We start from the raw sequence: 25,726 nt of genomic DNA, 5'->3' as shown, positions 1-25,726 counted from the left end.
GCGTCCGCGCCCTCGAACAGGAGAACCTCATGCCCACTCTCGCGAACGCGGTCGTCCTGGTGACCGGCGCCAACGGCGGCCTCGGCACCCATTTCGTCCACCAGGCCCTGGAGCGCGGCGCCGCCAAGGTGTACGCAGCCGCCCGCAGCCCCCGCGAGTGGGACGACCCCCGCATCGTGCCGCTGAGGCTCGACGTGACCGACCACGACTCGGTCGTCGAGGCGGCGGCGTCCGCCGGAGACGTCACGGTGCTGATCAACAACGCGGGCAGCTCGACCGGCGCCAGCGTGACGGGCGACCTGAGCGCCGCCCGCGACCTCTTCGAGACCAACTTCTGGGGAGCGCTCGACGTCACGAACACCTTCCTGCCGTCGCTGCGCGCCAGCAAGGGTGTCGTGCTCAACGTGCTCTCGGTCCTGAGCTGGTACGGCATCGGCGACGCCTACAGCGCAACCAAGGCCGCGCTGTGGTCGGCGACCAACACCCAGCGTCTCGCTCTGGCCGGCGACGGCATCCACGTCGCATCGCTGCACCTGGGCTACACCGACACCCCGATGGCGGCCCGCATCACCGAGCCGAAGAACGATCCGGCCGACGTGATCCGCAGTGCCTACGACGGACTCGAGAGGGATGCGTACGAGATCATCGCCGACCAGGTGAGCGCTGACGTCAAGGCCGGTCTCGCTCAGCCGATCGAGGCGCTCTACCCGCAGCTGAGCCGCTGATGGCCAGCGATTTCGAGGCCTTCTACCTGCCGACGGGTGACGACGCGGTCTTCGAGTCGACCCCGGCCACGGCCAGCCCCTGGGACCACTCGCTGCAGCATGGCGGCCCTCCTGCTGCCCTGCTGGCCCGGGCGGTCGAGTCCGTACGCTCCGACCCGGCTCTCTCCATCGCCCGGTTCACGGCCGACATGCTCGGCGGCATCCCTCAGGGGACCATGCGCGTCGAGGCTCACGTGGTCCGGCCGGGTCGCCGGGTCGAGCTCGTCGAGGCCTCGCTGTGGGCCGGGGACCGGCTGGCCGTCAAGGCGAGCGCCTGGCTGATCCGGTCCACGCCAGGGTCGACCCGCGAGCACTGGCGTCCCGCCGAGACTCCCTCGATCCCGGCGGCCTCCTCCGAGCGCTTCTTCGAGGGAGTCAGCCCGGACTGGGGCTACGGGCGCGCCCTCGACTGGCGGTTCGTCAGCGGGGGCTACGAGCCCGGCCCGGCGACGGTGTGGGCGCGCCTGCGGGTCCCACTGGTCGCGGGCGAGCCGGCCTCCCCGGTGCAGCGTCTCCTCACCCTGGCCGACTCCACCAACGGCTTGTCCGGCTCCCTGCCGATGAGCTCGTGGTACTTCATCCCGCCGACCGTGACCGTCACCGTCGAGCGACCGCCGGCGAGCGAGTGGATGCTGCTCGATGCCCGCAGCACCATCGGCACCGACGGTATCGGGCTCGCTCAGGGCCACATGTCCGACGAGCACGGCACCTTCGCCGTGGTCACGCAGCCGCTGATGGTCGCACCGCGCTGATCATCCACCAACCGCTCGAACCAGCTCGAACCAGAAGGAGAACCACCATGCCGAACGCCGTGATCGTCGACGCCGTCCGTACGCCGGTAGCCAAGGGCAAGCCCGGAGGCGCCTACTCCGAGATCCACGCCGTCGACCTCCATGCCCACGCCCTCGCCGCCCTCGTCGAACGCACCGGCATCGACCCCGCCGTCGTCGACGACGTGATCAGCGGCGCCGTCGGGCAGGTCGGCGAGCAGTCCGGCAACACCGCCCGCTGGGCCCTGCTCGGTGCCGGATTCCCGGAGTCGGTCCCCGGCGTCACCGTCGACCGACAGTGCGGGAGCTCGCAGCAGGCGCTCCACTTCGCCGCGCAGGGAGTGATCGCCGGCGCGTACGACGTGGCCATCGCGTCCGGTGTGGAGTCCATGAGCCGCATCCCGATCGGGTCGCAGTTCCTGGGCAAGGACTTCGCCGGCCCCAAGGTGAACGCTCGCTACGACGGCGGTCTGGTCCTGCAGGGCATCTCGGCAGAGCTGATCGCCGACAAGTGGGACCTGTCCCGCACCGAGCTCGACGAGTTCGCGGCAGCGTCGCACCAGCGGGCCGCGACGGCATGGAAGAACGGAAACTTCGACTCGCAGGTCGCCTACGTGAACGACCTCCGCATCGACGAGACGATCCGCCCGGAATCCACGACCGAGTCGCTCGCGGGCCTTCGACTGGCCTTCAAGGACGCGGACTCCGTGGCCCGGTTCCCCGACCTCGACTGGCGCGTCACGGCCGGCAACAGCTCGCCCGTCAACGACGGCTCCGCCGCAGTCCTGGTCGCGTCCGAGGAGGCCGCCGCCCGCCTCGGCCTGACCCCCAGGGCGCGGGTGCACTCGTTCGCCGTCGCCGGCGACGACCCGATCTTCATGCTCACCGGCATCATCCCGGCGACCCAGAAGGTGCTCGCCCGCGCCGGTCTCTCCATCGACGACATCGACGCCTTCGAGGTCAACGAGGCCTTCGCCTCCGTCGTGCTCGCCTGGCAGCGAGAGACCGGCGCCGACCTCGCCAAGGTCAACATCAACGGCGGCGCCATCGCCATCGGCCACCCACTGGGCGCGTCCGGTGCCCGACTGATGACCACGCTGCTCCACAACCTGGAGCTGACCGGCGGCCGTTACGGACTGCAGGTCATGTGCGAGGCCGGCGGCCTGGCGAACGCCACGATCATCGAGCGGATCTGAGGTCCCTGGCCGAGGTCAGCTGTCGGCGTGCTGATCCAGCTCGCGCCGGAGGGCCTCCTTGCCCTTGTCGCCGACCGGGATGTCCGCGTTGGCGGCCTGGCGACGCAGCTCGTCGCGGGTGATGTCCTGGGGCATGTCGCCGAGATGCTCCTGTCGGCTCTTCAGGAAGGCCTTGCCCAGCTCGGCACGACGGGCGTCGTCGAGACGGCTGCGCATGCCCGGCAGCACGGTCGACTCCTCCTCCTCGACATGGTGGGAGACGGCGTCGACCACCTCGGCCAGCTTGTTCTCGTAGGCCGTGGAGAAGGGGTCGCACTCACTGAGCTCGGCGAGGAGGCGGTCGGCCAGCAGATGCTCCTCCTGGCTGTGCGCGACGTCGTCCGCCTCGCCGGCCTCGTCCCGGGCGACAGGGTAGACCTCGGCCTCCTCGGCACGGCTGTGCGCGGACAGGAGTGTCACCAGAACCGGCGTCAGCCCGGCACGTACCTCTGGTTCTCGCTCGAGCTTCTCGAACAGGCTCTCCACCTCACGGTGGTCCTGCATGATCAGGTCGGTCACGTCTTCGGACACGGCAGCTCTCCTCTGTGCTGATAGGGATCCGGCCCCTCACCGGTACCCCTGAAAGCCCGGGATCAGCCTCAGTCAGGAGGCTCGTCGACGATGTGCACGGCCGCTTCCTCGGCCGAGGCACCGGCACCGTCGATACCTTCGTCATGGCCGATGAGCTTGCCCTCGTCGTCCTCGCGCACGCCCTGGTCGGGGCTGGTGAGCCGGCCGGAGCGGGCCTCGCCCACCTCCCCGGTCACCGGTCCGTCCAGGATGTCGGCGTCGGCCTCGGCCTCCGCTTCCTCCCAGACCTCGGGCTCCTCCTGAGCACGGCGTTCGTCGATGGTCTCGCCCTCGCTCTCCTCCCGAGGCGTGACCCCCTTGGCGTTGACACCCCGCGGACGCTCGGGCGGGGAGTAGCCCTCGTCCAGGACGTCGTCCACGCCGCGGTCGTCGAGGGTGTCCTCTGGCTGAAGCTGTTCTCCACTCATGGCTCGACCGGTATCCCCCGACCGGTCCGACGATGCTCGCGGGTCGGCCATCTCCTGCATAACCTGGTGGAGCAGGCAGGGGCCGGACTCGACCGACGACGCGATGAACAGGGGCGATGCAGCTATGACCGCCGACCTCGCCTACGTGGTGATCGGCGCGAGCCTGTTGCTGGCCATCGTGCTTCCCGACCTGCTCAGGCGCTGGGCGATCTCGGCGCCGATGGTGCTGGTCGGCATCGGCATGCTGATCGGGCTCACGCCGCTCCCCGACGGCCTGCCCCTGGACCCGCGGGCCAACCGGGTCGCGATCGAGCACGCCACCGAGCTGGTGATCATCGTGGCGCTGATGGGTGTCGGCCTGGCGCTCGACCGGCCCCTGGAGCTCCGCAACCCGCGGAGCTGGCGCCGGTGGTCGGCGACCTGGCGGCTGCTGGTGATCGGGATGCCGGTCACGATCGCCGCGGTCGCGCTCCTCGGCTGGGCCGCCGGGCTGGCACCCGCAGTCGCTCTGCTCCTGGGCGCGGCGCTGGCACCCACGGACCCTGTTCTCGCTTCCGACGTCCAGGTCGCCGGTCCGCAGACCGGCGACCACGAGGTCGACGAGAGCGACGAGCTCCGCTTCACGCTCACCTCGGAGGCCGGCCTGAACGACGGCCTGGCGTTCCCGTTCGTGTACATGGCGATCCTGCTCGCCACCGAAGGCGCGGTGTCGCGCTGGGCTCTGGAATGGGTCGGCTTCTACCTGGTCGCCAAGGTCGTGATCGGCGTCGTCGCCGGGATGCTCGTGGGGAGGACGCTCGCCTACGTCGCGTTCCGGTCCAGCAACCGGTCCCTGCGCGTGGCGGAGCGGGGCGAGTCGCTCCTCGCGCTCGCAGCGCTGGTCGCGTCGTACGGCGTCGGCGAGGTGCTCGGCGGCTACGGCTTCCTCTCGGTCTTCGTCTGCGCCATGTCCTTCCGCTCCGCCGAGCGCTCGCACGACTACCACGCGGCCATGCACGAGGTGGCCGAACGCCTCGAGCGCCTGCTGACGCTCTTCGTGCTGCTCGTCCTCGGCATCGCGCTCACCCGGGGTCTGCTCGAAGCCCTCGACTGGCGCGGGATCGCCATCGGGCTGGCGCTGATCCTCGTGCTGCGTCCGGCCGCGGGGATGCTGGCTCTCACCCCGTGGGCCGGGCGCACCAAGGGCACGGCCTCGCTCACCCGGGGTCAGCGGTGGGCCACGGCGTTCTTCGGGGTGCGGGGCGTCGGCTCCGTCTACTACCTCGCCTACGCCGCCGGGGAGGACGAGGCACTGGCCCAGGACTGGCTGTGGTCGACGGTCGCCTTCACGATCGTCGCCTCCGTGCTGATCCACGGAGTCCTCGCCACCCCGGTGATGGCGCGTATCGATCCCGTCCGGCGATGACGGTCAGGTTGCGCCTCAGGCGGGCCCGCCCTCCCCGCTGTCGGCGGCGAGCAGGTCGACGTCGACCTCCTCCTGACGCGAGATCCGCTCCGTGACGAGCTCCTGCTGCTCCTCGGTGAGGGTCACCCCGGCCTCGTGCAGAGCCTTGCCGAGCTCGTCCCGGATGGTCCCCTCCGGGGCGGTCTCCTGCCAGGCCGTGACTCGTTCGACCACACCCTGGAGCGCCTGTACGCGGGCATCATCCTGGTTCATCTCAGTCATCTGCTCGCGGTACCCGGCCCGGTGGAGGACATGCGGACGGTCGCTCAGACCGGGTTGTCCTCGTCCGCGCGGGCGATCGCCTCGCGCAGTCGCTCGGCCTGGTGCTCCGGCGGGATGTCCGCCACCCAGGCCCCCATCGCCGCCTCGCTGCCGGCCAGGTATTTCAGCTTGTCGGCGCCGCGACGCGGGCTGGTGAGCTGGAGGGTGAGGCGGACGCTGTCGCGGTGGGAGCGCACCGGAGCCTGGTGCCAGGCGGCGATGTAGGGGGTCGGGTCGTCGTAGAGCGCATCGATGCCGCGCAGGAGCCGCAGGTAGAGCGTGCTCAGCTCCTCGCGCTGCGCCTCGGTGGTGGCGGCGAAGTCCGGCACCTGGTCGTGCGGCATCAGGTGGACCTCGACCGGCCAGCGGGCGGCGTACGGGACGAAGGCGGTCCAGTGCTCGCCGGAGAGGACGACCCGCTCCCCCTTCTGCTCGAAGGCGAGGAGGTCGGCCTGCAGGCTCGGCCCGTACTCCTCGATCGCGGCGAGGAGGCGCTGCGTCCTCGGGGTGATGTAGGGGTAGGCGTAGATCTGGCCGTGCGGGTGCCGGAGGGTGACCCCGATGGCCTCGCCGCGGTTCTCGAACGGGAAGACCTGTGCGACCCCCGGGATGGCCGAGAGCTCGGCGGTGCGATCCGCCCAGGCCTCGATCACCGTCCGGGCGCGCTCGCGCGACAGCGAGCCGAACGATCCCTCGTGCTCGGGGCTGAAGCAGACCACCTCGCAACGCCCGACGGCCGTGGCGCTGCGGCCGAGCGCGAGACCGGACAGATCCGCCGGCCCCTCCCCCGGCTCCGGGCCGAACGAGGGCGACCGGTTCTCGAAGACCGCGACGTCGTACGCCGACGGGATCTCGGAGGGGTTGTCCGGCGTCTGCGGCGCCAACGGGTCCAGATGGGCCGGCGGCAGCATCACCCTGGTCTGCCGCGCGGCGGCCACGGTGACCCATTCGCCGGTCAGCACGTCCTGGCGCATCTGCGCGGTCGAGGGCCGCGGGGGCAGCTCGCGCCGGTCGGCCGCACGTTCGGCCGGCAAGGTCGAGGCGGGATCGTCGAAGTAGATGAGCTCGCGCCCGTCTGCCAGCGTGTGGACCTGTTTGGGAATCCCTGTCACAACTCGAAGGCTAGATCTCTTTCGTTATCGAAATCAACTCTTTCGCATTGACAAATCTTGAGCGGGTGAGCAGCATGTCCGCATGCCCGAGCCTGTGGAGCATCTGCCGACCGAGGAGCGCCGCGACCGGATCCGCGCGCTCGTCGAGGAGCGCAGCTTCATGCGGGTCGTCGACCTCAGCGAGACGTTCGGCGTCTCCACCGTCACGGTGCGTACGGACCTGGAGGCCCTCGAGCACGGCGGCGCCGTCCGGCGCATCCGTGGCGGTGCGATGCCGGCCGAAGGTCTGCGCGAGCGATCGTTCGAGGAGGTCCAGGTCGACGCCGCCCCGCAGAAGAAGGCCATCGCCCGCCTCGCCGTCGACCAGCTCACCTCCGGCATGAGCGTCCTGCTCGACGTCGGCACCACCACCGCCGCCATCGCAGCCGAGCTGGTCCGCCGGACCGACCTGGTCGACCTCACCGTGATCACGAACGGGCTCTCGATCGCGCTCTCCCTGGAGCCCGGGCTGCCCCGCCTGCAGGTCATCGTCACCGGCGGTACGCTCCGCCCGCTGCAGCACTCCCTGGTTCCGCCGCTCGCCGACACCGTCCTGAGCCGCATCCGCGCCGACCTCGCCTTCATCGGCTGCAACGGCGTCGACGTCGAGGCCGGCATCACCAACATCAACCTGCCCGAGGCGGAGCTGAAACGGGCGATGATCGCGGCCGCCTCCCGCGTCGTCGTCACCGCGGACAGCAGCAAGATCGGTCGCGTCCATCTCGGCCGCGTCGCCGAGATCGGCCAGATCGACACCCTCGTCACCGACGGCGATCACCACCGCCCTGCCCTCGACGCGATCCAGGCCGTCACCGACCTCGAGGTGCTCATCGCCACGGGCGAAGGTCGCTAGGCCGCGGGCGTATCGGCTCGCCAGCAGTCCGCCCAGACCCTGATCAGGCAGGGCTGAGCGCACAGCCCCGACAGAACGAAGAACTCCGCCTGCCCTGTGTGACCAGCTCATTCTCGGAGAAGCTGGCTGACCAGGGAGTCGCCGAGCCACTCCTCATAGCGACGGTGGCTCCATCCACGCTCGACGACGAGCAGGTGGAAGACCTCGGGCAGAGTGAGCGCCAGCGTGAGATCGAGTGCTGTGGCGACGGTGAGCTCGGACCGCAAGTGTGGCGCCAGCGCGTCGATGAGCTTGCGGATCTCACGCTCACGCGCGCCGAGGACGTTTCGCAGAGTCTCTGCCATGTGCGGTTCCGACGCCGCCGCCTGCTGGTAGATCGCGACGACGTCGAAGCCTGCCTCCATCTGGCGCCGGTTGAGCTCGGCGAGCATCTGCAGCTGCCGGGCGGGATCTGACTCCTCCAGGTACGCAGCGGCGCGCGACGTCGTCTGCGCCTCGTTCATCCAGAGCTCGGTGATCTTGTCGAGGATTCGCGCCTTCGACCCGAAGGCCGAGTAGATCGTCTGGACCGGGATGTCGGCCTCGGCGGAGATGGTGCTGATGGTGGTGGCGACGTAGCCGTGCTCGGCGAAGAGGGCCCGGGCGACGCGGGCCACCTCGCGCTTCGTGGCTTCGGCCTGCCGCTGACGGTGCCCGGATCTCTTGACAGTCACACGTCATGGTAGCAATATGTTGATCATAGTCGCACTATGACGAGTTTGATCCGGAGGAGCCTCAGATGGACGAGCCACTCGTGTACTTCAAGCCGGGATGTCCCTTCGGCCTCAGGTTGCGGATCGCCCTGACCCTGCACCGTGTGCCTCACCGCTCCGTACGTTTCCGAGACGACGAGGACGGTGCCGCCCGGGTCCGAGCCGTGAACGAGGGCAACGAGATCTCGCCGACCGTCCACGTCGCCGACAGATGGCTGACGAACCCGAGCTGGCGCGAGGTCCGGAGAGCAGTGTCGACCACGACGCCCTGACGCTGCACGTCATGAGATCGACGTTGCCCGACTACCAGGGGATTTCGGACGACGTGTTCCAGCGGGCGCTGTACATGACCTCTTGACGGATCGCGCGAACGGCGCTGGCCGCGTCGGCGCCTGCCTTGGAAATGGGCAACGGCTCGTGACGTTGCGTTTCCGCAGGTCACGAGCCGCTCTCTCTGGCTCCCCCGGTTGGACTCGAACCAACAACCCTCCGTTTCGGAAGGCCGACGACGGCGCTTGACGCACGTTGATGGACAGCCACTCTCACCTGCGGGAACGTGAAAAGGTTGGACCCGCTGTCAATCCGTGTCATCTGCCCAAAAACGGGAGAAAGACAGGATATTCACCCAATCCCGTCGAATCGGTCGGCAACCCCGTCAAGGACGGGCAGGAAGAACTTCAACCGCGAGACCGTGAAGGTGGACTGCCCTGATGATGGCCGCTGAGCAACACCGTAGGATGGACGAGCCTGGGCCGGACACTGCCGCCGTCGTCAGCGTGCGAGAAGAGAGGCCCCCGCACCGGCGAGTGCCCCCAGAGCCGTAGCAGCCGCGAGGACGGCCACCTCCCACTCTTTGCTTCTCCCCCCTTCAAGGAATGACACAACTTCCAGTGCGTTCCGGATTTCAGGCCCGTACTCTTCGAAAGCGACGTTACGTAGCTTCTTTTCGCTCTGCGCGAGCGGTCGCGCACCCGAATAAATGTCCTCAATCTCGGCTCTGGCGTACGCAGCGTCTTCTTCCGAGGTGACTTGAGCCCTCAGCGCGGATATGCCCAGCGACCGCGCCGTATGGCCGGACCGGAATAGTCGCGTCAGCATCCCCCAAAAACCGCGACGCTGGTGCATCCCAACCAGGAGACCCGCGTCGGAAACCAGGCGGTCAGCATCGCGCCGTCTACGGTTGCTACGCAACCGGAGTTCATAGAAGAGGCTGACCTCCCCCACCAGGTCGCGCATCATCACATCCCGAGCCTCGTCTATCGACTCAAACCTAGAGATCGAGTATCCATAGAGAAGCACATCATACCCGGGTCGGACTTCTCGTTCAAGAGACCAATGACCGAACTCATCTAGTAGGTCAGGAACTCCGGGCTGCGAGGATCTGTCCACGCCCGCCAACACAAAGTCCACATGGAACGGGCTTGGCCCCAAGGTCCGCAGCACCAGTTCATCGGTCCTCTGCCTTAGTTCCTTCCGCAAGAACTCACGTACAAGAATCACTCCTGAGGATCCTCGCTGGCCCACCACGTCCAACGCGTAGATAAAGGTTGCAGGCGCTTCATATCCGTACTCAGTAACCACCTCGAATCGCTCCGACTGTTTGCCCAGTCCGTCGAATAGAGATGAGTGCAATCGTCGGGGAATCGTCACCGCGAATCTAATGCATGCCCCACTCGGATTAGGATAGAAATCGCCGTAGAAATCATCGATGTCGTCGCCAGAGGCGTCGGGTTCCCAAGTTAGGTCAGGGTCGTCCCCGCAATCAACCGAAACATCAGAGACCGACGGGATCGACAGAAGCGTCTGCTTTACAAGGTCTGCCCACGCTCGCGTCGTAATTCCTTGATCCGTGTTCGCATAGGTGAAGTGAAAGCATCCGACACCGAACGGCATATGCCCGTAATCATAAGCAGCGCGCTTCTGCATCAGCGGAGTGTTTCTGACATCCTGCGTCAGCGTTCGCCCATCCGGAAACGGATACCGAGTTTTGAGGACGTGCGACGGGACGGAACGGGCCACGGTCGTTTGCGCTAGCCCGAGGGCTGGCGAGGGCCACGCCATAATGAGTGTTATGTAGTGGCGGTGCAGCCACCGCGTACGCTGCCGTAGGTGACCTCGTGGTTCTGCGACTGTTGGACAGTCATTGCGAGGGTGCCTCTCGAAGATCTAGAGCCAGCGCTCGCCGCCACAGCAGTTCTAGTGCATGCAGACCCGCGCATCCGGCACGCTGCCACCGACTCAGCCTCGCTCCCCGAGGTCCGGTTCGTGGTCGAGCTCGACGCTGACAGCGAGGGTCAGGCCATGGTCCGGGCCACTGCGGTCGTCGCCGCCGCCGTCGCCGGAAGCCCCCTGGTCCCGGCGCAATGGACCTACCGGGTGCGGCTCGTCGGATAACGTTCAGCTTCCCGTAACCCGAATGGCCCGATTTAACCATGTCAAGGGAGCAATCCATCCTCATAGAGTGTGATCTCGCGAAACCAGGGATCCGCGTAGGACAATTCGAGGATCAGTCTGGTTCGTCCCCATGAAAACGACACATGAGGTGACGTATGCGACGCATCAAACAAATCGCCACCATCTTCGTGGGCTTAACGGTATTCGTCGCGGTGGGCATTGCACCCGCCTATGCGAACTTCGTCACCCATGTAAGCACATACTGCGATTATGGGCGCGTCTGCTTAGCAGACTCCGCAGCTCATGATTGGGGCGCCGAAACGGGCCCACGGATGACGTCCGCCATCGAGTGGACTCTATACGGAAGCTACGACACCACCGCGTTGTCCATATCGGGTCCAAAGAGTCATTCGACCACAGTGGACGTCTGGTACAAGTTTGATACGGACACCGCGCTCCCAGCAAATGTGTATGGTCAATACACTTGCCAGGCATGGCGGGGACTAGTGTGCGATCACTCGCATATCCTTCTCAATTCCGACGAGATTGCCTCCTGGTCCGATGATTGGCTTCGGCGGCTCGCTTGCCACGAGACAGGGCATTCGGTGGGCCTGACCCACCCAAACGTAGATCCCGACGGCGACCCAAACCTGTCGATCTCGGAAAACTATCGCTGTATGTCCTTGGGATTCCCGGGGCCGAACCTCTTAGGACCACACAATGTCTCACACATCAACGCGTACTACGGTTGAGCGGATCGCGGCGACACTCCTGGTGCTCATGTTCGCCCTGACCCAGGGATGCTCATCCGACTCCCAGGCGAGAGATGACTCGCAGGTAAAGACCGACGGCACCGACGATCATTGCGATCAAGACCTGCACCTCGATACAGCGACATACGAAGCGAGCGACCTCAACGAGGCAGTCAGCCTTGCCGATGTGATCCTCGAAGCGAAGGTGCTCGATGTCACGACCGACGAGCAGGAGCCAACCGACGATAGCAAGCTCTCCTCAGTGTCTTACACCGCCACCATCAAAGCGATCAGAACCCTCAAGGGCACCCCTCCAAGCGACCCATGGAGTAGCCACTTCTCAAGTGACTTCCTCGAGCGCACCAGTGGCGAGGTGGTTGAGCGCATCGGCGACCACGATCGCGCAGCCCTCACCGCCGGAAATCATGTGCTTATCTTCGTGACAGTCACTGGATCGGGCAGCTTCGCCATTCAGCCACCCGGGCCACTTGTGGTCACCGATGACGTCGCGCACATGACGCCATGCGGTGTCCGATCTGCCGATCGCGTCGCCGCATCGTCCCTCAGCGACCTCGACGGGATGCAGATCGCCGAGGTTCGATCCAAAATCCAAGCAGAACTTCCCTAGCGTCCTCGGCGGTGCAAGAGAGCCCGGCCTCAGAAAGATTACTGAGGCCGGGCTCTCTCGCTCTGCGGGTCATGTTCGGTCCTGACTTGGCTCACCGGTCGGGGATGGGCGGGACGAGATGTCGCTGACCTGCGGGTATGGATGACGCTTAGTACGTTTTCACGCACTAAGCGGGCGCGGTCTAGGGTCGCGGGGTGGCGTTCATTCGGCGGGTGAGGACCGGGTCGGGTGCCACCGCGGTCCAGATCGCTGAATACGCCGGCGGGCGTCAGCGGATCGTGAAGCACCTTGGTTCGGCGCACACTGATGCCGAGCTCGGGCTCCTGCTTGAACAGGCACGCAGCCTGCTGGCCGATCCCGGACAGGACGCTCTCGACCTGGATGTCGCGCCCACGCCGCGGGTCGCGGAACTCGTGTCCGAACCGGTTGCACAGGGCGTCCTCGACCCGGTTCCACGGCCGGTGAGGGCGCGGCGTGATGAACCCGGTCGGGTCGTGAGCACTGACTCCCGACTCCTGCACGAGACCCTCGCGACGGTCTTCGACAGTTTGGGGTTCAACATCCTCGACGATCCGGTCTTCCGCGACCTGGTGATCGCCCGGATCGTAGAGCCGACCTCACTGCTTGACACCGGGCGCGTGTTGAAGGACCTGGGCCGAACCCCAGCCAGCTACGCGACGATGAAGCGCACCCTGAGCCGCGCACACGCCAAGACCAAGCCCGCGACGACGGGCGGCGCGAAGAAGGGCAGCAGCTACCGCGACCAGATCGCGACCGCCTGCTTCGCTCACGCCGCCACCCGCGGCGACATCAGCCTGATCCTCTACGACGTCACCACTCTTTACTTCGAGGCAGAGAAGGAAGACGAACTGCGCAAGGTCGGCTACTCCAAGGAACGCCGCGTCGACCCCCAGATCGTCGTGGGCCTGCTGGTCGACCGACGCGGGTTCCCGCTCGAGATCGGCTGCTTCGAGGGCAACAAGGCCGAGACGCTCACGCTGATCCCGATCGTGAAGCAGTTCCAGACCCGGCACGGGCTGGCTGACATCGTGATCGTCGCCGACGCCGGGATGCTGGCAGCCACGAATCTGCGCGACCTGGACGAGGCTGACCTGCGGTTCATCGTGGGATCGCGAGTGACCAAGGCACCCAACGATCTGGAGTCCCACTTCCGCTGGCACGGCGACGCCTTCACCGACGCCCAAGTCATCGACACCATCACCCCACGCACCGGGCACAAGATCGAGAACGACCCGAAGCAGAAGGCCGAACCGGTCTGGGACCCCGAGCACCATCCCGGCTCGTGGCGAGCGGTGTGGGCCTACTCGACCAAGCGCGCAGTGCGCGACAACCGGACGCTGACCCTGCAGGAGAACAAGGCCAAAGCCGTCGTCGCGGGCGAGAAGGCCGCCCGCACGCCCCGGTTCGTCAAGACCCGCAACGGCGCTGCCGAGCTTGACGAGGCATCGCTGGCCCGAGCCCGGCGACTGGTCGGGCTGAAGGGCTACGTCACCAACATCCCCGCCACGGTGATGCCCGCCGGCGAGGTCATCGCCAGCTACCACGCCCTATGGCAGGTCGAGCAGTCCTTCCGGATGTCCAAGACCGACCTCCGCGCCCGGCCGATGTTCCACCACACCCGCGACGCGATCGAGGCCCACCTCACCATCGTGTTCACCGCGCTCGCGGTCAGCCGCGAGGTCCAAGCCCGGACCGGGCTCGCCATCCGCAACGTCGTTCGCCAACTACGGCCACTGCGGTCCGCGACCATCGCGATCAACGGCACCCAGCAGACCTTCGCCCCCATCATCCCCGAACCACAGCAAGCCATCCTCGACGCGCTCGAGCACGCCTAACCTCACGCACTAACCACTTGAGCCAACTCAGGTCGGTCGATTTCTGCATCACATTTCGAGGCAGCCGAGACTGGGGGCTAGTCGGTCTCGTTGGCGCGGTGAGCGTTAGGCGGGAACGTGCACAGAACGGCTGTCGCGTCGTCGTGACGCTTCCCGCGAAACTTCCCGGTGCTCACCTCGTCGGCAGAGCGAACGTGTCCGATCAGGACCCGAGGTCCTTGCTTGAGGAGGCGCATCGTCTCGGCCCATTCGCCGCCGTGGCGCTCCACGAGGGTAGCCGCGCCATCGCTGAGGAGAGCAACCGCGCGGACCTGCTCGGCCGGGCCGTCGCCGTTAAGGCCAAGGGTCCCCGTAACGGCCATGCCTCCGGCCTCCGGTCGCGTGCTGGCGACCCAGAATCCATCGGGCGAGTTCCTCAGCTTGCTGATCCCTGCGACCGAGTAATCCGGCAGACGGGACTGCTGCAGGATCGGGTGACAGGTTGGGTCACGCAGCCTGAGCGGCTGGTGCGGTCTTGATTGTCTCGTACTCGATGGGCGTTAAACGTCCCAGGGCCGCTTGACGTCGTCGACGGTGGTAGGTCTTCTCGATCCAGGTCACGATCGCGATGCGGAGGTCCTCGCGGGTCTCCCACGCCCGGCGGTCGAGGACGTTCTTCTGGAGCAGGCTGAAGAACGACTCCATGGCCGCGTTGTCGCCACACGCGCCGACGCGACCCATCGATCCGACCAGCCCGTGGCGGTTGATCGCGCGGACGAACTTCCGGCTGCGGAACTGGCTTCCCCTATCGGAATGAACGATGCAACCGGCCACGTCCTCACCTGCTGCCTGGCGCATCCGGACCGCATTCTCGAGTGCGTTGACCGCGAGTGTGGACTTCATCCGGCCGCTGATGGAGTAGCCCACGATCCGGTTCGCGTAGACGTCCTTGACCGCGCACAGGTAGAGCTTGCCCTCACCGGTGGGATGCTCGGTGATGTCGGTCAACCACAACTCGTTCGGAGTGCCCGCGTCGAACCGGTGCCGGGTCACACCGTGCTCGTCGACGAACGCGACCAAGTCGTCGTGGACCGGTGGTCCGGCCTTCTTCGACTCCGCGCGCTTGGGCTTGGCGAACACGCTCCACCAGCCGTTGACCGAGCAGATCCGCCACGCGGTCCGCTCAGCCATCTGCTGCCCGGCGGCACCGGCTTCCTCGACCAGGAGCCGGTAACCGAACTCGGGGTCGTCGCGATGGGCATCGAAGAGCGCGTTGGCTCGGTAGGCCTCTTCCAGCATGGCGGGCGTGAGGGGTCCTCGAAGCCACCGGTAGTAGGGCTGGCGAGCGATCTTGAGGACCCGACACGTCACCGCCACAGGGATCCCCTCGGCGGCCAGTTCACGAACGAGCGGGTACATCATTTCCCGGCAGGTTCGCCTGCGACAGATACGCCGCGGCCCGCCGCAGCACCTCGTTCTCCTGCTCGAGCAACCGAATCCGGCGCTTCGCTTCCCGCAACTCAGCGTTCTCAGCCGCCGTGGTCCCCGGCTTCACCCCGTCCTCAACATCAGCCTGCCGCAGCCAGTTGGTCAGACACGACTCGCTGATCCCGAAGTCAGCAGCGATCTGCTTCAACTGCTGACCAGGCTCACGGTTCCTCGCGACACGAACAACATCGTCACGAAACTCCTTGGGGTACGGCTTCGGCACAGCACACATCCTTCCAGCAGCACCTCTCAGCACCACAGATCAGATGTCACCTACCCCTGCAGCAGTCCCCTCGCCCGCACCGTCCAGCCCACGGTCGTCGGTGCCAATCGACCGCACCGGAGCACCAATGTTCGAGCCGCTCTTGACGATCGACGACCTCGCCCTATGGCTTGGCAAGCCGCGAGGGACTCTCTACCAGTGGCGCACGCGCGGTCTCGGCCCGCGAGCAATCAAGGTCGGCAACGACCTTCGCTACCAGCGCAGCGAGGTTGAAGCGTGGCTCGCATCTCAGCTCGACACGCGAGAGTCCGCGTGACCGCGATCCAGAACCAACGAAAGGTGACCGACTGATGGCCCGCCGCCGTATCCCGATCGGCCAGCATGGCGAGATCCGGTTTGATAGGCCGACCGCCCAGGCAGGTGGCAGCAACCCGTACCGCGCACGGTGCAACGTTCGCGACTTCGACGGCGCCCTTCGCGAGGTATCTGCGTCGGGGCCGTCGCGGGAGGCCGCGCGCCACGCGCTGCTTGAGGACATTCGCCTTCGGTTCGAGACGGCCTCCGGTGTGGGGGCCGATGGCATCACTCCTGACACGAGGATCCGGGTTCTTGTTGACGAGTGGCTCGAAGAGTGCCGAACCCGGAACCTCTCGACGAGCACGATGCGGATCTACGAATCGTCGGCACGGCTCTACATCAAGCCGTACATGGGCGAATGGCTGATCCGCGAGGCGAAGACTGCGCGGGTGGACCGAGTCATCAAGGAACACATCGCCGCCGGCCTGGACCACAAGGCGCTCAGGAAGCACCTGAACCAACTATTCGACGTAGCGATCCGTCACGACGCGCTGGCAACGAACCCAGTCGACGCGGTGGCCGAGGTCAACGCCAAGAGGTCAGGCGGCCGGAAGGTCAAGAGCATCGAGACAGCGGCTCAGGTGGCCGAGATCCGCGCGATCATCACGGCGTGGCAGACGAAGGACCGCCCCGGTCCGAAGGCCACGGACGATCTGTTCCTGTTCGTCATGCTGCTCGTGGTCACCGGCCTTCGCCCCGGCGAGCTCCTCGCGCTTCGGTGGTCGGACGTGAACCTGTTGGCACCGCGCCCGTACCTCGAAGTCACGGGCACCATCAAGCAGGAGAAGGGCCTCGGGGTCTACCGACAGGAGTATCCGAAGTCCGAGTCGTCGGAGCGCCCCGTCGAGATCCCCGGGTCGCTCGTCGCCATGCTTCTGGAGCGCCAGGTCAACCAGACCGGACCGAACCCCATCGACGCGGTCTTCCCGTCACGCGTCGGATCCTGGATCCCGTACTCCAACATGCGGCGCCGCTGGGTCTCCGCGGTGGCGGGGACCAAGTACGCCTGGGTCACCTTCAAGACGTTCCGCAAGGCCGTGGCGAAACTGCTCACCGAGCAGTACGACCTTCGCACAGCCCAGGAGCAGCTCGGCCACGCAAGCCAGGCCACGACAGAGACGTTCTACGTCGGGCTCAACACGGAGGCACCGAAGGTCGCCGAGACCCTTGAGAAGTTCTTCAAGGAGTCCACTCCGAGCCCCAAAACCGGGTGAATTCCGGGAGAAAGTGCCTCGGATCGAAATGACAAGAGCCGCTGACTTTGGCATTTTGCCTGGTCAGCGGCTCTTTTGTTGCTCCCCCGGTTGGACTCGAACCAACAACCCTCCGGTTAACAGCCGAATGCTCTGCCAATTGAGCTACAGGGGAATCGCACCTTGCGGCGCGGGTGAAACCTTAGCAACCCGGAAGTGGCGATCGGAAATCGGGAGGCCCTCATTCGGCGACCAGGTTGCGCAGGCCTCGACGGTGCTGCTCGAGAGCAGCGAGCTGGGCGAAAAGACGGTTGTAGGCCTCGGGGTCTGCGGCCGCGTCGGAGCGCTGCAGACGGCTCTTCACGTCGGCGATGCGGCGCTGGTCGAGGAGCTCCAGGAGGCGTACGACATATTGCAGGACGTACGCCGAGTCGGGCTCCTTCGCGGACGGGATCGGCTCCACGGCGAGCTCGGCGAGGATGCGGTTGACGAGCGGGTCCGAGGCGGCGGCGCTGAGCTTCTGGGCCCAGCCGGCGTCACCGGTGCCGGCACCGGGGCCACCGAGGCCGGCGATGATCTCCCACAGCGCCCGGTAGAGCGGGTGGGTGAAGGCCTCGGGGGTGATCTCGCTGGTGGTGCGCCCGAGGGCGACCGGGTGCTGCACGAAGAGCTTGAGGGTCTCCCGCTCGACCGTGAAGCGGGGCTCGCGCGGGTGCGGCATGGGTGGGCGGCGCGGCGCCGCAGGTGCCTCGGTGGGGGCGGAGGCGGGTTCACGCCGCGGCGGAGCGGCCTGGGGCGCCGGGCGACCGGCGGCGCGGCGTACCTCTCTGGCGGCCTCGTCCGGGTCCACACCGAGGAAGCGGGCCAGGTCGCGGGTGAAGCCCATCTTCTTGGACTCGTCGCGCACCGAGGCGACCAGCGGGGCCGCCTCGCGAAGGGCGTCGACGCGGCCGTCGGCGCGGTCGAGGTCGTACTTGGACGCGACGTTGCGGAGGACGAACTCGTAGAGCGGGACCCTGTTCGCGAGGAGCTCGCGGACCGCCTCGTCGCCCTTCTTGATCCGCAGGTCGTTGGGGTCGAGGCCGTCGGGCTCGACGGCGACGTAGGTCTGCGAGGTGAAGTTGCCGTCGCCCTTGAACGCCTTCAGCGCCGCGGCCTGGCCGGCGGCGTCTCCGTCGAAGGTGAACACGACCGCGCCCCGCAGCTGCTGGTCGTCGGAGATGAAACGGCGCAGCACCTTGGCGTGGTCGTCGCCGAACGCGGTGCCGCAGGTGGCGACCGCGGTGGTGATCCCGGCGAGGTGGCAGGCCATCACGTCGGTGTAGCCCTCCACGATCACCGCCTCGCGGGTGCGGGCCATCTCCTTGCGGGCCAGGTCGATGCCGTAGAGGACGTGGGACTTCTTGTAGATCGGCGTCTCGGAGGTGTTGAGGTATTTCGCCTCGATGCGGTCGTCGTCGAAGAGCCTGCGCGCACCGAAGCCGATGACGTCGCCGCCCGACTCCCGGATCGGCCACATCAGCCGGCCACGGAACCGGTCGTAGTGCGACCGCCCCTGCGCCACCAGCCCGGCGGTGACGACCTCCTCGTCGGAGAACCCGCGCGCACGCAGGTGCCGGTAGAGGTCCTCTCCCCCGCGCGGCGAGAACCCGACGCCGAAGTGCGACGCGGCGTCGCGGTCGAACCCCTTCTCGGCGAGGAACTGCCGCGCGACCACCGCATCCGGGGTCAGCAGCTGCTCGGCGTAGAACTCGGCGGCCACCTTGTGGGCCTCGACCAGCTTGCCGCGGCCGGGACCCCGACGCACCGGCGCCTCGTCGCCCTCCTCGCGCTGGACCTGGACGCCGACCTTGTCGCCGAGCCGCTCGACCGCCTCGAAGAAGCTCAGCCCGTCGAGCTTCATCACGAAGTCGATGACGTCGCCGCCCTCGCCGCAGCCGAAGCACTTGTAGAACCCACGGCTCGGGTTGACGTTGAACGACGGCGACTTCTCGTCGTGGAACGGGCACAGGCCCTTGTAGGTCCCCGGCCCCGCGCGGCGCAGCGTGACGTACTGGGAGACGATGTCGTCCAAGCGCGCCTTCTCGCGCACCTCCTGGATGCTCGTCTCCTTGATGCGGCCCGCCACGAGGTGAATCCTACGGGGCGGCGACGGAGAGGGTACGCCGCCGGCCGAGGTCGGCCCGGTGGTCGGCCCACATCCGTTGGTCGTCGCGGACCCGCGCCACCTCCGCCGGGTCGATCGTGGCGACGACCATGCCCGGGGTGGCGTCGTCGAGGCGCTCGATCGGCCGGCCGAGCGGGTCGTAGACGGCCGAGCCGCCGATGAGGTCGAGCGGCCCGCCGACGAGGCCGGCGAAGGCGACGTACATCGAGTTGTCCAGCGCCCGGGCGGCGTAGTGCAGGTCGCGCCGGTGACCGCCGCCGGGGAAGTAGGCGCCGGTGTTGAGGTAGAGGATCGCGCCGTCGGCGGCGGCCGCGGCGGCGTGCTCGGGGAAGTTGGCGTCGTAGCAGACCGACAGGGCGACCCGGACGCCGTCGATCTCGACCGTCGTGCCGTGCTCGCCGGGCTCGAAGCGCTCGCGCTCGGGCGGGTAGAGGTGCTGCTTGTCGTACGCCGCGACCGGCTCCTCCCCCGGCGCGATGACCAGGGTGGTGATCGCCCTTCGGCCGTCTCCAGCCCGGGCGAGGGGCGAGTTGAGCACCAGCACCGCGCCGGTCTCGTCCACCGCGGCCTGGGCCGGAGCGAGCCAGCCGGTGTCGTCGAGCGTGGGCAGCGGACCGTCGAAGACGTCCAGGTCCCACGAGGTGGTGAACGTCTCCGGCAGCGCGACCAGCCGAGCACCCCTCGCGGCCGCCTCGCGGACCCGGCCCGCCGCGGTCTCGACGTTGGCGATCAGATCACCTGGAACCGCTGTCTCCTGGACGACTGCCACGCGAAGCATGTTGTCGACCCTATCCGGCGGGATAGTCCAGGGAGTTTCCGTCGCTCTACCGGTCAGTAACCGACCGAAACTCCCTGGACTATCTCAGTAGTCCCCCGACATCACGTTCGCCAACGGCTCCCCGGCAGCGAACCGCTCGAGCTGCTCGCGGACGACCCGGTAGGCGCGTGGCCACATCGCGCTCGAGGCGCCGCCCACGTGCGGGGTGATGAGCAGGTTGGGCGAGCTCCACAGCGGGCTGTCGGCCGGGAGCGGTTCGGTCTCGGCGACGTCGACGGCGGCATGGATCCGCTCGGTGGCGAGCTCGGCGACCAGGTCGTCGGTCGCCACCACACCACCGCGGGCGACGTTGACCAGCAGCGCGCCGTCCTTCATCCGGCCCAGGAACTCGCTGTCGACCAGGCCACGGGTCTCATCCGTCAACGGCGTGACCAGCACGATCACGTCGGCCTCGGGCACGAGCGCGCCGAGCTCGTCGAAGCCGTGGACGCCGTCCCGGGCGGTGCGCGCGACCCCGACCACCTCGGTCTCGAACGGGAGCAGCCGCGCCTCGATGGCGCGGCCGATCGCCCCGTAGCCGACGATCAGGACCCGCTTGTCCGCCAGCGACGGAAACCACCCCGGCCGCCAGGCGTGCTCGTCCTGATGACGTACGTGACCAGGGATGCCGCGCAGCGACGAGAGGATCAGCGTGACGGCGAGCTCGGCGGTCGAGGTGTCGTGGATGCCTCGGCCGTTGCACAGGGTCACTCCCTCGGGGATGTGGCCACGGGCGGCGTCGACCCCCGCGGTGAGCAGCTGCACGACCTGGAGCGACTTCATCTGGCTGACCACGTCGAAGATCCGCGACCCGAGCATGTAGGGCGGCAGGTAGAAGGCCACCTCACCGACCGAGTCCGGTACCTCCACATGGGAGCCGGCGAATCGGGTGTGGTCGAAGAGCTCGAAGCGGAGACCGCGGGGCACCTCGCCCAGCTCGGTGGGGTCGAAGGGCAGCCAGACGAGTGGATCGCTCACACCGGGAGACTCTCATACCCCCGGAGGGGTGACCTCGATCACACCGCGTCGCTAGGGTGACCGCCATGGATCCGCTGGCACCGGCACACCCCACATGGGTGATGCTCCTGATCGCCGCGGTCGCGGTGGCCGTACTCCTCGTCCTGATCGCCAAGGTCAAGCTGCACGCCTTCATCTCGCTCGTGCTGGTCAGCGCGGTGACCGCGGTCGCCGCCGGGATCCCGGTCGCAGACGTCCCGGCCGCGATGCTGACCGGCTTCAGCGCGACGCTCGGCTCGGTGGCGCTTCTGGTGGCGTTCGGGGTGATGCTGGGACGGCTACTGGAGGTGACCGGCGGGGCGCAGGTGCTGGCCGACACGCTCATCGGTGTGTTCGGCGAGAAGCGGGCGCCGCTCGCGCTCGGTGTCGCCGCGCTCATCTTCGGGTTCCCGATCTTCTTCGACGCCGGCCTGGTCGTCTTCCTGCCGATCATCTTCGCGGTCGCGCGACGCTTCGGTGGCTCGATCCTCGTCTACGCCCTGCCCACCGCCGGCAGCTTCGCGGCGATGCACGCGGTCGTGCCACCCCACCCCGGTCCGGTCGCCGCGGCCACCGAGCTCGGCGGCGACATCGGTCTGACCCTGCTGATCGGCGTACCGGTCGCCGTCCTGGCCTGGATTCCAGGCGCCTACCTCGTCGGCACCAGACTGGGTGCCCGGTTCGACCCGGAGCCGACCAACGTCTTCGCGATCGACGACGGCACCTCGGAGAACGAGGCCACGACCCCGGCCTTCGTCACCGTCGTCCTCCTCCTGGCCCTGCCCCTGGTCCTGATCGGCCTCAACACCGTCGTCACCACCTTGCAGGCGGCCGGGGCGGTCAGCGAGGACGCCACCTGGGCCAGCGTCCTGGTGCTCATCGGTCAGACGCCGATCGCGCTGCTCATCACCGTTCTGGTCGCGATCCTGGTGCTCGCGCCCGGGCGCTTCCCGATCGGCCGCGCGAGCGAGATCCTCGACCAGGCGCTCGGGCCGATCTGCGCGATCATCCTGATCACGGGCGCCGGCGGGATGTTCGGCGGCGTGCTGCGTACCAGCGGCATCGGGGAGGCGCTGTCGACCTCGCTCTCGGACCTCGGCATGTCACTCATCGTGCAGGCGTTCCTCATCGCGACCCTGCTGCGGGTCGCCCAGGGCTCCGCGACGGTCGCGCTGACCACCACCGCCGGTCTCATCTCCGCCCAGGTGGCCGCGGCCGGCCTCGGCAGCTTCGACATCGCCCTGCTCGTCTTCGCCATCGCCGCCGGCGCGACCGTCCTCTCCCACGTCAACGACTCCGGGTTCTGGCTGGTCAGCCGGTTCTTCGGGATGGACGTCATCACGACTCTCAAGACCTGGACGGTCCTGGAGACCACCCTCGGCCTCTCGGTCTTCGTGATCGCCTCGGCGCTCTGGTTGGTCGTCTAGGCCGTGTCTCCCAAAGACACGGCCTAGCCCTGCACCCGGCTCGCCAGGGTCGCGAGCCCCGGACCGGCGAGCTCCGGGAGCGCATCGGAGCGTCCGCAGACCGCCATCAGCAGCGCCTCGCCCGGGCCGGTGACCTCCGCACCGCTTCCGTGGGACCAGTCGAGATCGCTGGCCACGAGCCGAAGCCCCTGACCGTTCCGCTTCGCCGGCAGCGGCGGGGCGATCATCGCGAAGCCGAGAACCGGAACGAGCCGCTCGGCCGGGACCCGGCGCGGCTTCCCGAGCGCGCGACGGATGTCCTGGTGGTGGATGAGGCCGTCGGTGAGCCCGATCCGGGCATCCGCCACCGCCGTCGGCCCCGACGGCTTCGCGTGCTCACGCACGTAGGCGACCAGCTCGCCGGAGGTCCGGGCCCCGAACTCCTCCAGCCGGCGCTGGTTCATGGTGCCGAAGCTGAACCCCTGGCGCGCGAACCGGCCGATGAAGCCGACCAGCCCGACCTCCTCGTAGCTGATCAGGTGCGCGACGACGTCGCGGACCGTCCACCCGCTGCACAGCGAGGGGTGGTCCCACTGCTCCGGCGTCAGGGTCTCGAGGAAGTCGGCGAGGTCGCGCCGCTCGGCGGTCGCGAGCGCGGTCCGGTCGACCTTCATCAGGCCTCGGCGAGGGCCCGGAAGCGCTCCAGGTAGATCCCCCAGGCACTGTCGCCCGCAGCCCGGTCCCGCCAGCCCTGCCACCCGGCACCGTGCCGGTCGAGGTGCCGGTGCTCGAGACGTACGCGGGTCTGCTCGGGTCCCACCGAGGTGAAGCTGAACTCGACCTCGCTGCACCGGGCCGGGTCGGGCTCGAGGTTGAAGTCGGGGGTGATGTCCCAGGAGATCACCAGCCGGTGGGGCGGCTCGACGACGAGGACGCGGGCCCACTGACAGGTGCTGCCGTCGACGCCGCGGTCGTAGACGCGGCCGCCGACCTGCGGCTCGAGCACCGTCTCGGCGATCTCGACAGGCAGCATGTTGTGATCGCGCGGCTTGATCCGGTCGAAGTCCTCGGTGAACACCTTGAAGGCGTGCTCGACCGGTACGTCGACGGTGATCTCCAGGTCGACGGAGGTGGGTTCACGGGTGATGCTCATTGCTGCTCCTTCCCTGCCCGGTAGCTGGCCTCAGCCACCTGCTTGAACGAATGCAACGCCTGGGTCCAGTACGTGTCCAGCTCGGCGCGCAACTCGGCCAGGCCCTCGAGCCGGGCCTGGTAGATCCGCCGCCGGCCGGCCGGTGTCATCGACACCAGGCCGGCCTCGCGCAGGACCTTGAGGTGCTGGGACACCGCGGCCATGCTCACCGGCAGCGCGTCGGCGATCTCCCCCACCGAGCACGGGTCGGCGGCCACCCGCGCCAGGACCTGGCGGCGGGTGGAGTCGGAGACGGCGTACCAGACATCGGTCACGACATTTAAGGTAACGCTTAAATGTGGTGACCGCAATGGCACTCACGACCGCAGGCAGAGCCGTTCGTGCCAGGCGAGCGCAGTGATGTCGGTGAGTGAGGCGACCTGGTCGATCACCACACGGAGCCGGGCGGCGTCGTCCCCCGCTTCGCGCCAGTCGTCGGCGAACTGCCGGTCGAGGTCGGCGGGCGCGGTGTCGACGAGGTGCTCGACCAGCTCACCGAGAACACCACGCTGACGGTCCATCTTCGCGGCCCGCTCGTCGGTGCGCATCACGTAGTGCGCCGCGATCCCCTTCAGCAGCGCGATCTCCAGGCGGGTCCGCTCCGGCACCACCAGGTCGGCACCGTAACGGGCATAGGGTCCACCGCCGGCGGCGTACGTCGCCTCCTTCACGGCCCCGCAGAACCGGCCGATGACGTCGGAGGTCAGGTTCTTCAGCATCGCCTGAGAACGTCGGGAGCCGTCGTACGCAGCACCCTCGGCGATCCAGCAGCCGGCGGCGCGGAGATCGGCGATCGTCGAGAGCGCCAGAGCGCGGTCGAAGCCGGGGACGTACCAGTCGGCGACCGTCTCGGCGACGCCGTCGAGGTCGATCCGGGCCAGGTCGATCTTCCCAGCGACGATGCCGTCCTCGACGTCGTGGACGGAGTAGGCGACATCGTCGGAGAGGTCCATGATCTGCGCCTCGACGCACTGCCGCTGCCCGGCATCCGCGGCGCGCAGCCAGCTGAAGACCGGCAGGTCGTCCTCGTAGACACCGAACTTCGCGCCCTTCCGCTCACCGAATCCCCACGGGTACTTGGTGCACGCGTCCAGCGTCGCCCGGGTGAGGTTGAGCCCCACCGAGCGGCCGTCGGCGTCGAAGGTCTTCGCCTCCAGGCGGGTCAGGATCCGCAGCGTCTGCGCATTGCCCTCGAACCCACCGATGCCCTTGGCCTTCTCGGCGAGCACGTTCTCGCCGTTGTGGCCGAACGGCGGGTGACCGAGGTCGTGCGCCAGGGCCGCGGTCTCGGCGATGTCGGGCTGCGGCGAGTCCGGCCCGTTCAGGGCACGCGACAGGTCCCGCGCGACCTGGGCGACCTCGAGCGAGTGGGTCAGCCGGTTGCGTACGAAGTCGTCGGCCTGCGGCCCCACGACCTGCGTCTTCGCCGCCAGCCGCCGGGTCGAGGCGGCGTGCACCACGCGGGCGCGGTCACGCTCGAACTGCGTACGCTCCGGCGCGGCCACCCGCTTGGGCGGCTCGGCGACGATGCGCTCGCGGTCAGCGGCCCCGTATAGCTCCACAGTCCGAGAGGCTATCGCTGACTCATGGCAGGAACGCAGCGAAGTCCGCCGGGTCGAAGCCGGAGTCGTCGAGGATGTCGTTGAGCGAGATGCCCTCGAGCTCGACCAGGACGGCCTTGGCCACCCGGCGATCGAGGTCGGTCAGCACTCCTTGGATGCTGGCGCCGACCGGGCAGGCGGGGTTCGGGCCATGGATGCCGAGCACGGGATCGTCTCCCTGCAGCACCTGCCACACCAGGGCGAGGTTGACGACACCGGGATCCGCGGCGAGCTCCCATCCCCCGTGGGCGCCGGGACGCGACCGGACCAGACCGGCGGCCCGGAGAGGCCCGAGGACCTTGCGCACATGGACCGGGTTGACGGCAGTGCTCGCGGCCAGCTCGTCGGAGCTGACCGGAGTCGTGCGCCCGGCAGCCGCGCCCGAGGCGAGGTAGGTCAGGACATGGACCGCCACCGCGAAACGGGTGTTCGTCGGACTGGCCATACCC

Annotated in this window: 27 protein-coding genes and 1 tRNA gene; 12 read left to right on the top strand and 16 right to left on the bottom strand. The window is 67.9% G+C overall.

The genetic code is table 11. The annotated features are described in order from the left end of the window. Positions 1-29 precede the first annotated feature (29 nt). From OG984_RS29160 to OG984_RS29150, 3 genes are read left to right on the top strand one after another with little or no spacing between them, the layout of a single operon-like run. The gene (locus OG984_RS29160) at positions 30-725 is read left to right on the top strand and encodes an SDR family oxidoreductase (protein WP_328529578.1); all 696 of its coding nucleotides are present in this window, start codon (positions 30-32) and stop codon (positions 723-725) included. After that, positions 725-1,516, top strand: a complete 792-nt coding sequence (locus OG984_RS29155; protein ID WP_328529577.1) for a thioesterase family protein — start codon at positions 725-727, stop codon at positions 1,514-1,516. Before OG984_RS29160 ends, OG984_RS29155 begins: the two co-directional genes overlap by 1 nt. A 47-nt stretch (positions 1,517-1,563) precedes the next feature. Beyond that, positions 1,564-2,730: an acetyl-CoA C-acyltransferase gene (locus OG984_RS29150; protein ID WP_328529576.1), complete on the top strand. Its 1,167-nt coding sequence runs from the start codon at positions 1,564-1,566 to the stop codon at positions 2,728-2,730. A gap of 15 nt (positions 2,731-2,745) precedes the next feature. On the opposite strand, the gene OG984_RS29145 is transcribed toward OG984_RS29150, so the two are convergent. Then, positions 2,746-3,300, bottom strand: a complete 555-nt coding sequence (locus tag OG984_RS29145; RefSeq protein WP_328529575.1) for a hemerythrin domain-containing protein — start codon at positions 3,298-3,300, stop codon at positions 2,746-2,748. A 68-nt stretch (positions 3,301-3,368) separates the two neighbouring features. Further along, entirely contained in the window at positions 3,369-3,767 is a 399-nt protein-coding gene (locus OG984_RS29140) for a DUF5709 domain-containing protein (RefSeq protein ID WP_328529574.1), read from the bottom strand. 124 nt (positions 3,768-3,891) lie between these two features. Between OG984_RS29140 and OG984_RS29135 the strand changes: the two genes are divergently transcribed. After that, the gene (locus tag OG984_RS29135) at positions 3,892-5,172 is read left to right on the top strand and encodes a cation:proton antiporter (protein ID WP_328529573.1); all 1,281 of its coding nucleotides are present in this window, start codon (positions 3,892-3,894) and stop codon (positions 5,170-5,172) included. Positions 5,173-5,187: 15 nt separating this feature from the next. Here the strand turns inward: OG984_RS29135 and OG984_RS29130 are convergent, their stop codons facing one another. Both OG984_RS29130 and galT read right to left on the bottom strand, forming a co-directional pair. Next, on the bottom strand, positions 5,188-5,433 hold the full coding sequence (locus OG984_RS29130; RefSeq protein WP_328529572.1) for a hypothetical protein: 246 nt from the start codon (positions 5,431-5,433) through the stop codon (positions 5,188-5,190). Between the two features lie 44 nt (positions 5,434-5,477). Then, a complete protein-coding gene (gene galT / locus OG984_RS29125) occupies positions 5,478-6,584 on the bottom strand; it encodes a galactose-1-phosphate uridylyltransferase (RefSeq protein WP_328529571.1) in 1,107 nt (368 codons plus the stop codon). An 82-nt stretch (positions 6,585-6,666) separates the two neighbouring features. On the opposite strand from galT, the gene OG984_RS29120 reads away from it, so the two are divergent. After that, the gene (locus OG984_RS29120) at positions 6,667-7,476 is read left to right on the top strand and encodes a DeoR/GlpR family DNA-binding transcription regulator (protein ID WP_328529570.1); all 810 of its coding nucleotides are present in this window, start codon (positions 6,667-6,669) and stop codon (positions 7,474-7,476) included. A gap of 107 nt (positions 7,477-7,583) precedes the next feature. Here OG984_RS29120 and OG984_RS29115 read toward each other — a convergent pair whose 3' ends face one another. Then, a complete protein-coding gene (locus OG984_RS29115; protein ID WP_328529569.1) occupies positions 7,584-8,189 on the bottom strand; it encodes a TetR/AcrR family transcriptional regulator in 606 nt (201 codons plus the stop codon). A 65-nt stretch (positions 8,190-8,254) separates the two neighbouring features. On the opposite strand from OG984_RS29115, the gene OG984_RS29110 reads away from it, so the two are divergent. Beyond that, positions 8,255-8,500: a glutathione S-transferase N-terminal domain-containing protein gene (locus OG984_RS29110; protein WP_328529568.1), complete on the top strand. Its 246-nt coding sequence runs from the start codon at positions 8,255-8,257 to the stop codon at positions 8,498-8,500. A gap of 499 nt (positions 8,501-8,999) precedes the next feature. Here the strand turns inward: OG984_RS29110 and OG984_RS29105 are convergent, their stop codons facing one another. After that, complete coding sequence (locus tag OG984_RS29105; protein WP_328529567.1) at positions 9,000-10,154, bottom strand: hypothetical protein; 1,155 nt, start codon at positions 10,152-10,154, stop codon at positions 9,000-9,002. 273 nt (positions 10,155-10,427) lie between these two features. Here OG984_RS29105 and OG984_RS29100 point away from each other — a divergent pair, with 273 nt between their 5' ends. From OG984_RS29100 to OG984_RS29090, 3 genes are all read left to right on the top strand, one after another. Continuing rightward, complete coding sequence (locus OG984_RS29100; RefSeq protein WP_328529566.1) at positions 10,428-10,622, top strand: hypothetical protein; 195 nt, start codon at positions 10,428-10,430, stop codon at positions 10,620-10,622. 780 nt (positions 10,623-11,402) lie between these two features. Beyond that, complete coding sequence (locus OG984_RS29095) at positions 11,403-12,002, top strand: hypothetical protein (protein ID WP_328529565.1); 600 nt, start codon at positions 11,403-11,405, stop codon at positions 12,000-12,002. Between the two features lie 194 nt (positions 12,003-12,196). Further along, positions 12,197-13,858 (top strand): IS1634 family transposase, encoded by a 1,662-nt coding sequence (locus tag OG984_RS29090; protein WP_328527560.1) that lies wholly within the window; start codon positions 12,197-12,199, stop codon positions 13,856-13,858. Positions 13,859-14,344: 486 nt separating this feature from the next. On the opposite strand, the gene OG984_RS29085 is transcribed toward OG984_RS29090, so the two are convergent. Then, a protein-coding gene (locus OG984_RS29085; protein WP_328529564.1) for an IS3 family transposase occupies positions 14,345-15,548 on the bottom strand; the annotation gives its coding sequence in 2 pieces (ribosomal slippage) (positions 14,345-15,262 and positions 15,264-15,548; 1,203 coding nt in all). A gap of 43 nt (positions 15,549-15,591) precedes the next feature. Here OG984_RS29085 and OG984_RS29570 point away from each other — a divergent pair. Then, positions 15,592-15,864 carry a helix-turn-helix transcriptional regulator gene (locus tag OG984_RS29570; RefSeq protein WP_442940936.1) on the top strand — a complete coding sequence of 91 codons (273 nt, stop codon included), beginning with the start codon at positions 15,592-15,594 and terminating at the stop codon, positions 15,862-15,864. 34 nt (positions 15,865-15,898) lie between these two features. Continuing rightward, positions 15,899-17,119, top strand: coding sequence for a site-specific integrase (locus OG984_RS29080; RefSeq protein WP_442941018.1), 1,221 nt, complete (start codon positions 15,899-15,901; stop codon positions 17,117-17,119). Positions 17,120-17,200: 81 nt separating this feature from the next. On the opposite strand, the gene OG984_RS29075 is transcribed toward OG984_RS29080, so the two are convergent. The 4 genes from OG984_RS29075 to OG984_RS29060 all read right to left on the bottom strand — a co-directional run bounded on the left by OG984_RS29075 (position 17,201) and on the right by OG984_RS29060 (position 21,060). Beyond that, a tRNA-Asn gene (locus tag OG984_RS29075) sits at positions 17,201-17,273 on the bottom strand. Between the two features lie 66 nt (positions 17,274-17,339). Next, complete coding sequence (gene dnaG / locus OG984_RS29070) at positions 17,340-19,226, bottom strand: DNA primase (protein WP_328529562.1); 1,887 nt, start codon at positions 19,224-19,226, stop codon at positions 17,340-17,342. A gap of 10 nt (positions 19,227-19,236) precedes the next feature. Further along, positions 19,237-20,043, bottom strand: a complete 807-nt coding sequence (locus OG984_RS29065; RefSeq protein ID WP_328529561.1) for a carbon-nitrogen hydrolase family protein — start codon at positions 20,041-20,043, stop codon at positions 19,237-19,239. An 84-nt stretch (positions 20,044-20,127) separates the two neighbouring features. Further along, positions 20,128-21,060: a 2-hydroxyacid dehydrogenase gene (locus OG984_RS29060; RefSeq protein WP_328529560.1), complete on the bottom strand. Its 933-nt coding sequence runs from the start codon at positions 21,058-21,060 to the stop codon at positions 20,128-20,130. A gap of 65 nt (positions 21,061-21,125) precedes the next feature. On the opposite strand from OG984_RS29060, the gene OG984_RS29055 reads away from it, so the two are divergent. Then, positions 21,126-22,505: a GntP family permease gene (locus OG984_RS29055; RefSeq protein WP_328529559.1), complete on the top strand. Its 1,380-nt coding sequence runs from the start codon at positions 21,126-21,128 to the stop codon at positions 22,503-22,505. Positions 22,506-22,528: 23 nt separating this feature from the next. Here the strand turns inward: OG984_RS29055 and OG984_RS29050 are convergent, their stop codons facing one another. From OG984_RS29050 to OG984_RS29030, 5 genes are read right to left on the bottom strand one after another with little or no spacing between them, the layout of a single operon-like run. Then, positions 22,529-23,158 carry a maleylpyruvate isomerase family mycothiol-dependent enzyme gene (locus tag OG984_RS29050; protein WP_328529558.1) on the bottom strand — a complete coding sequence of 210 codons (630 nt, stop codon included), beginning with the start codon at positions 23,156-23,158 and terminating at the stop codon, positions 22,529-22,531. Further along, a complete protein-coding gene (locus OG984_RS29045) occupies positions 23,158-23,637 on the bottom strand; it encodes an SRPBCC family protein (RefSeq protein ID WP_328529557.1) in 480 nt (159 codons plus the stop codon). Before OG984_RS29045 ends, OG984_RS29050 begins: the two co-directional genes overlap by 1 nt. Continuing rightward, complete coding sequence (locus OG984_RS29040) at positions 23,634-23,951, bottom strand: ArsR/SmtB family transcription factor (RefSeq protein WP_328529556.1); 318 nt, start codon at positions 23,949-23,951, stop codon at positions 23,634-23,636. The genes OG984_RS29045 and OG984_RS29040 overlap by 4 nt, the downstream gene beginning before the upstream one ends. 42 nt (positions 23,952-23,993) lie before the next feature. Next, on the bottom strand, positions 23,994-25,238 hold the full coding sequence (locus tag OG984_RS29035) for a deoxyguanosinetriphosphate triphosphohydrolase (RefSeq protein WP_328529555.1): 1,245 nt from the start codon (positions 25,236-25,238) through the stop codon (positions 23,994-23,996). A gap of 22 nt (positions 25,239-25,260) precedes the next feature. Continuing rightward, positions 25,261-25,722, bottom strand: coding sequence for an Rrf2 family transcriptional regulator (locus OG984_RS29030; protein WP_328529554.1), 462 nt, complete (start codon positions 25,720-25,722; stop codon positions 25,261-25,263). Positions 25,723-25,726 lie beyond the last annotated feature (4 nt).

It is taken from the genome of Nocardioides sp. NBC_00368 (assembly GCF_036090055.1).
Taxonomy (GTDB): domain Bacteria; phylum Actinomycetota; class Actinomycetes; order Propionibacteriales; family Nocardioidaceae; genus Nocardioides.
This window is presented reverse-complemented; position numbering and strand designations above follow the sequence as displayed.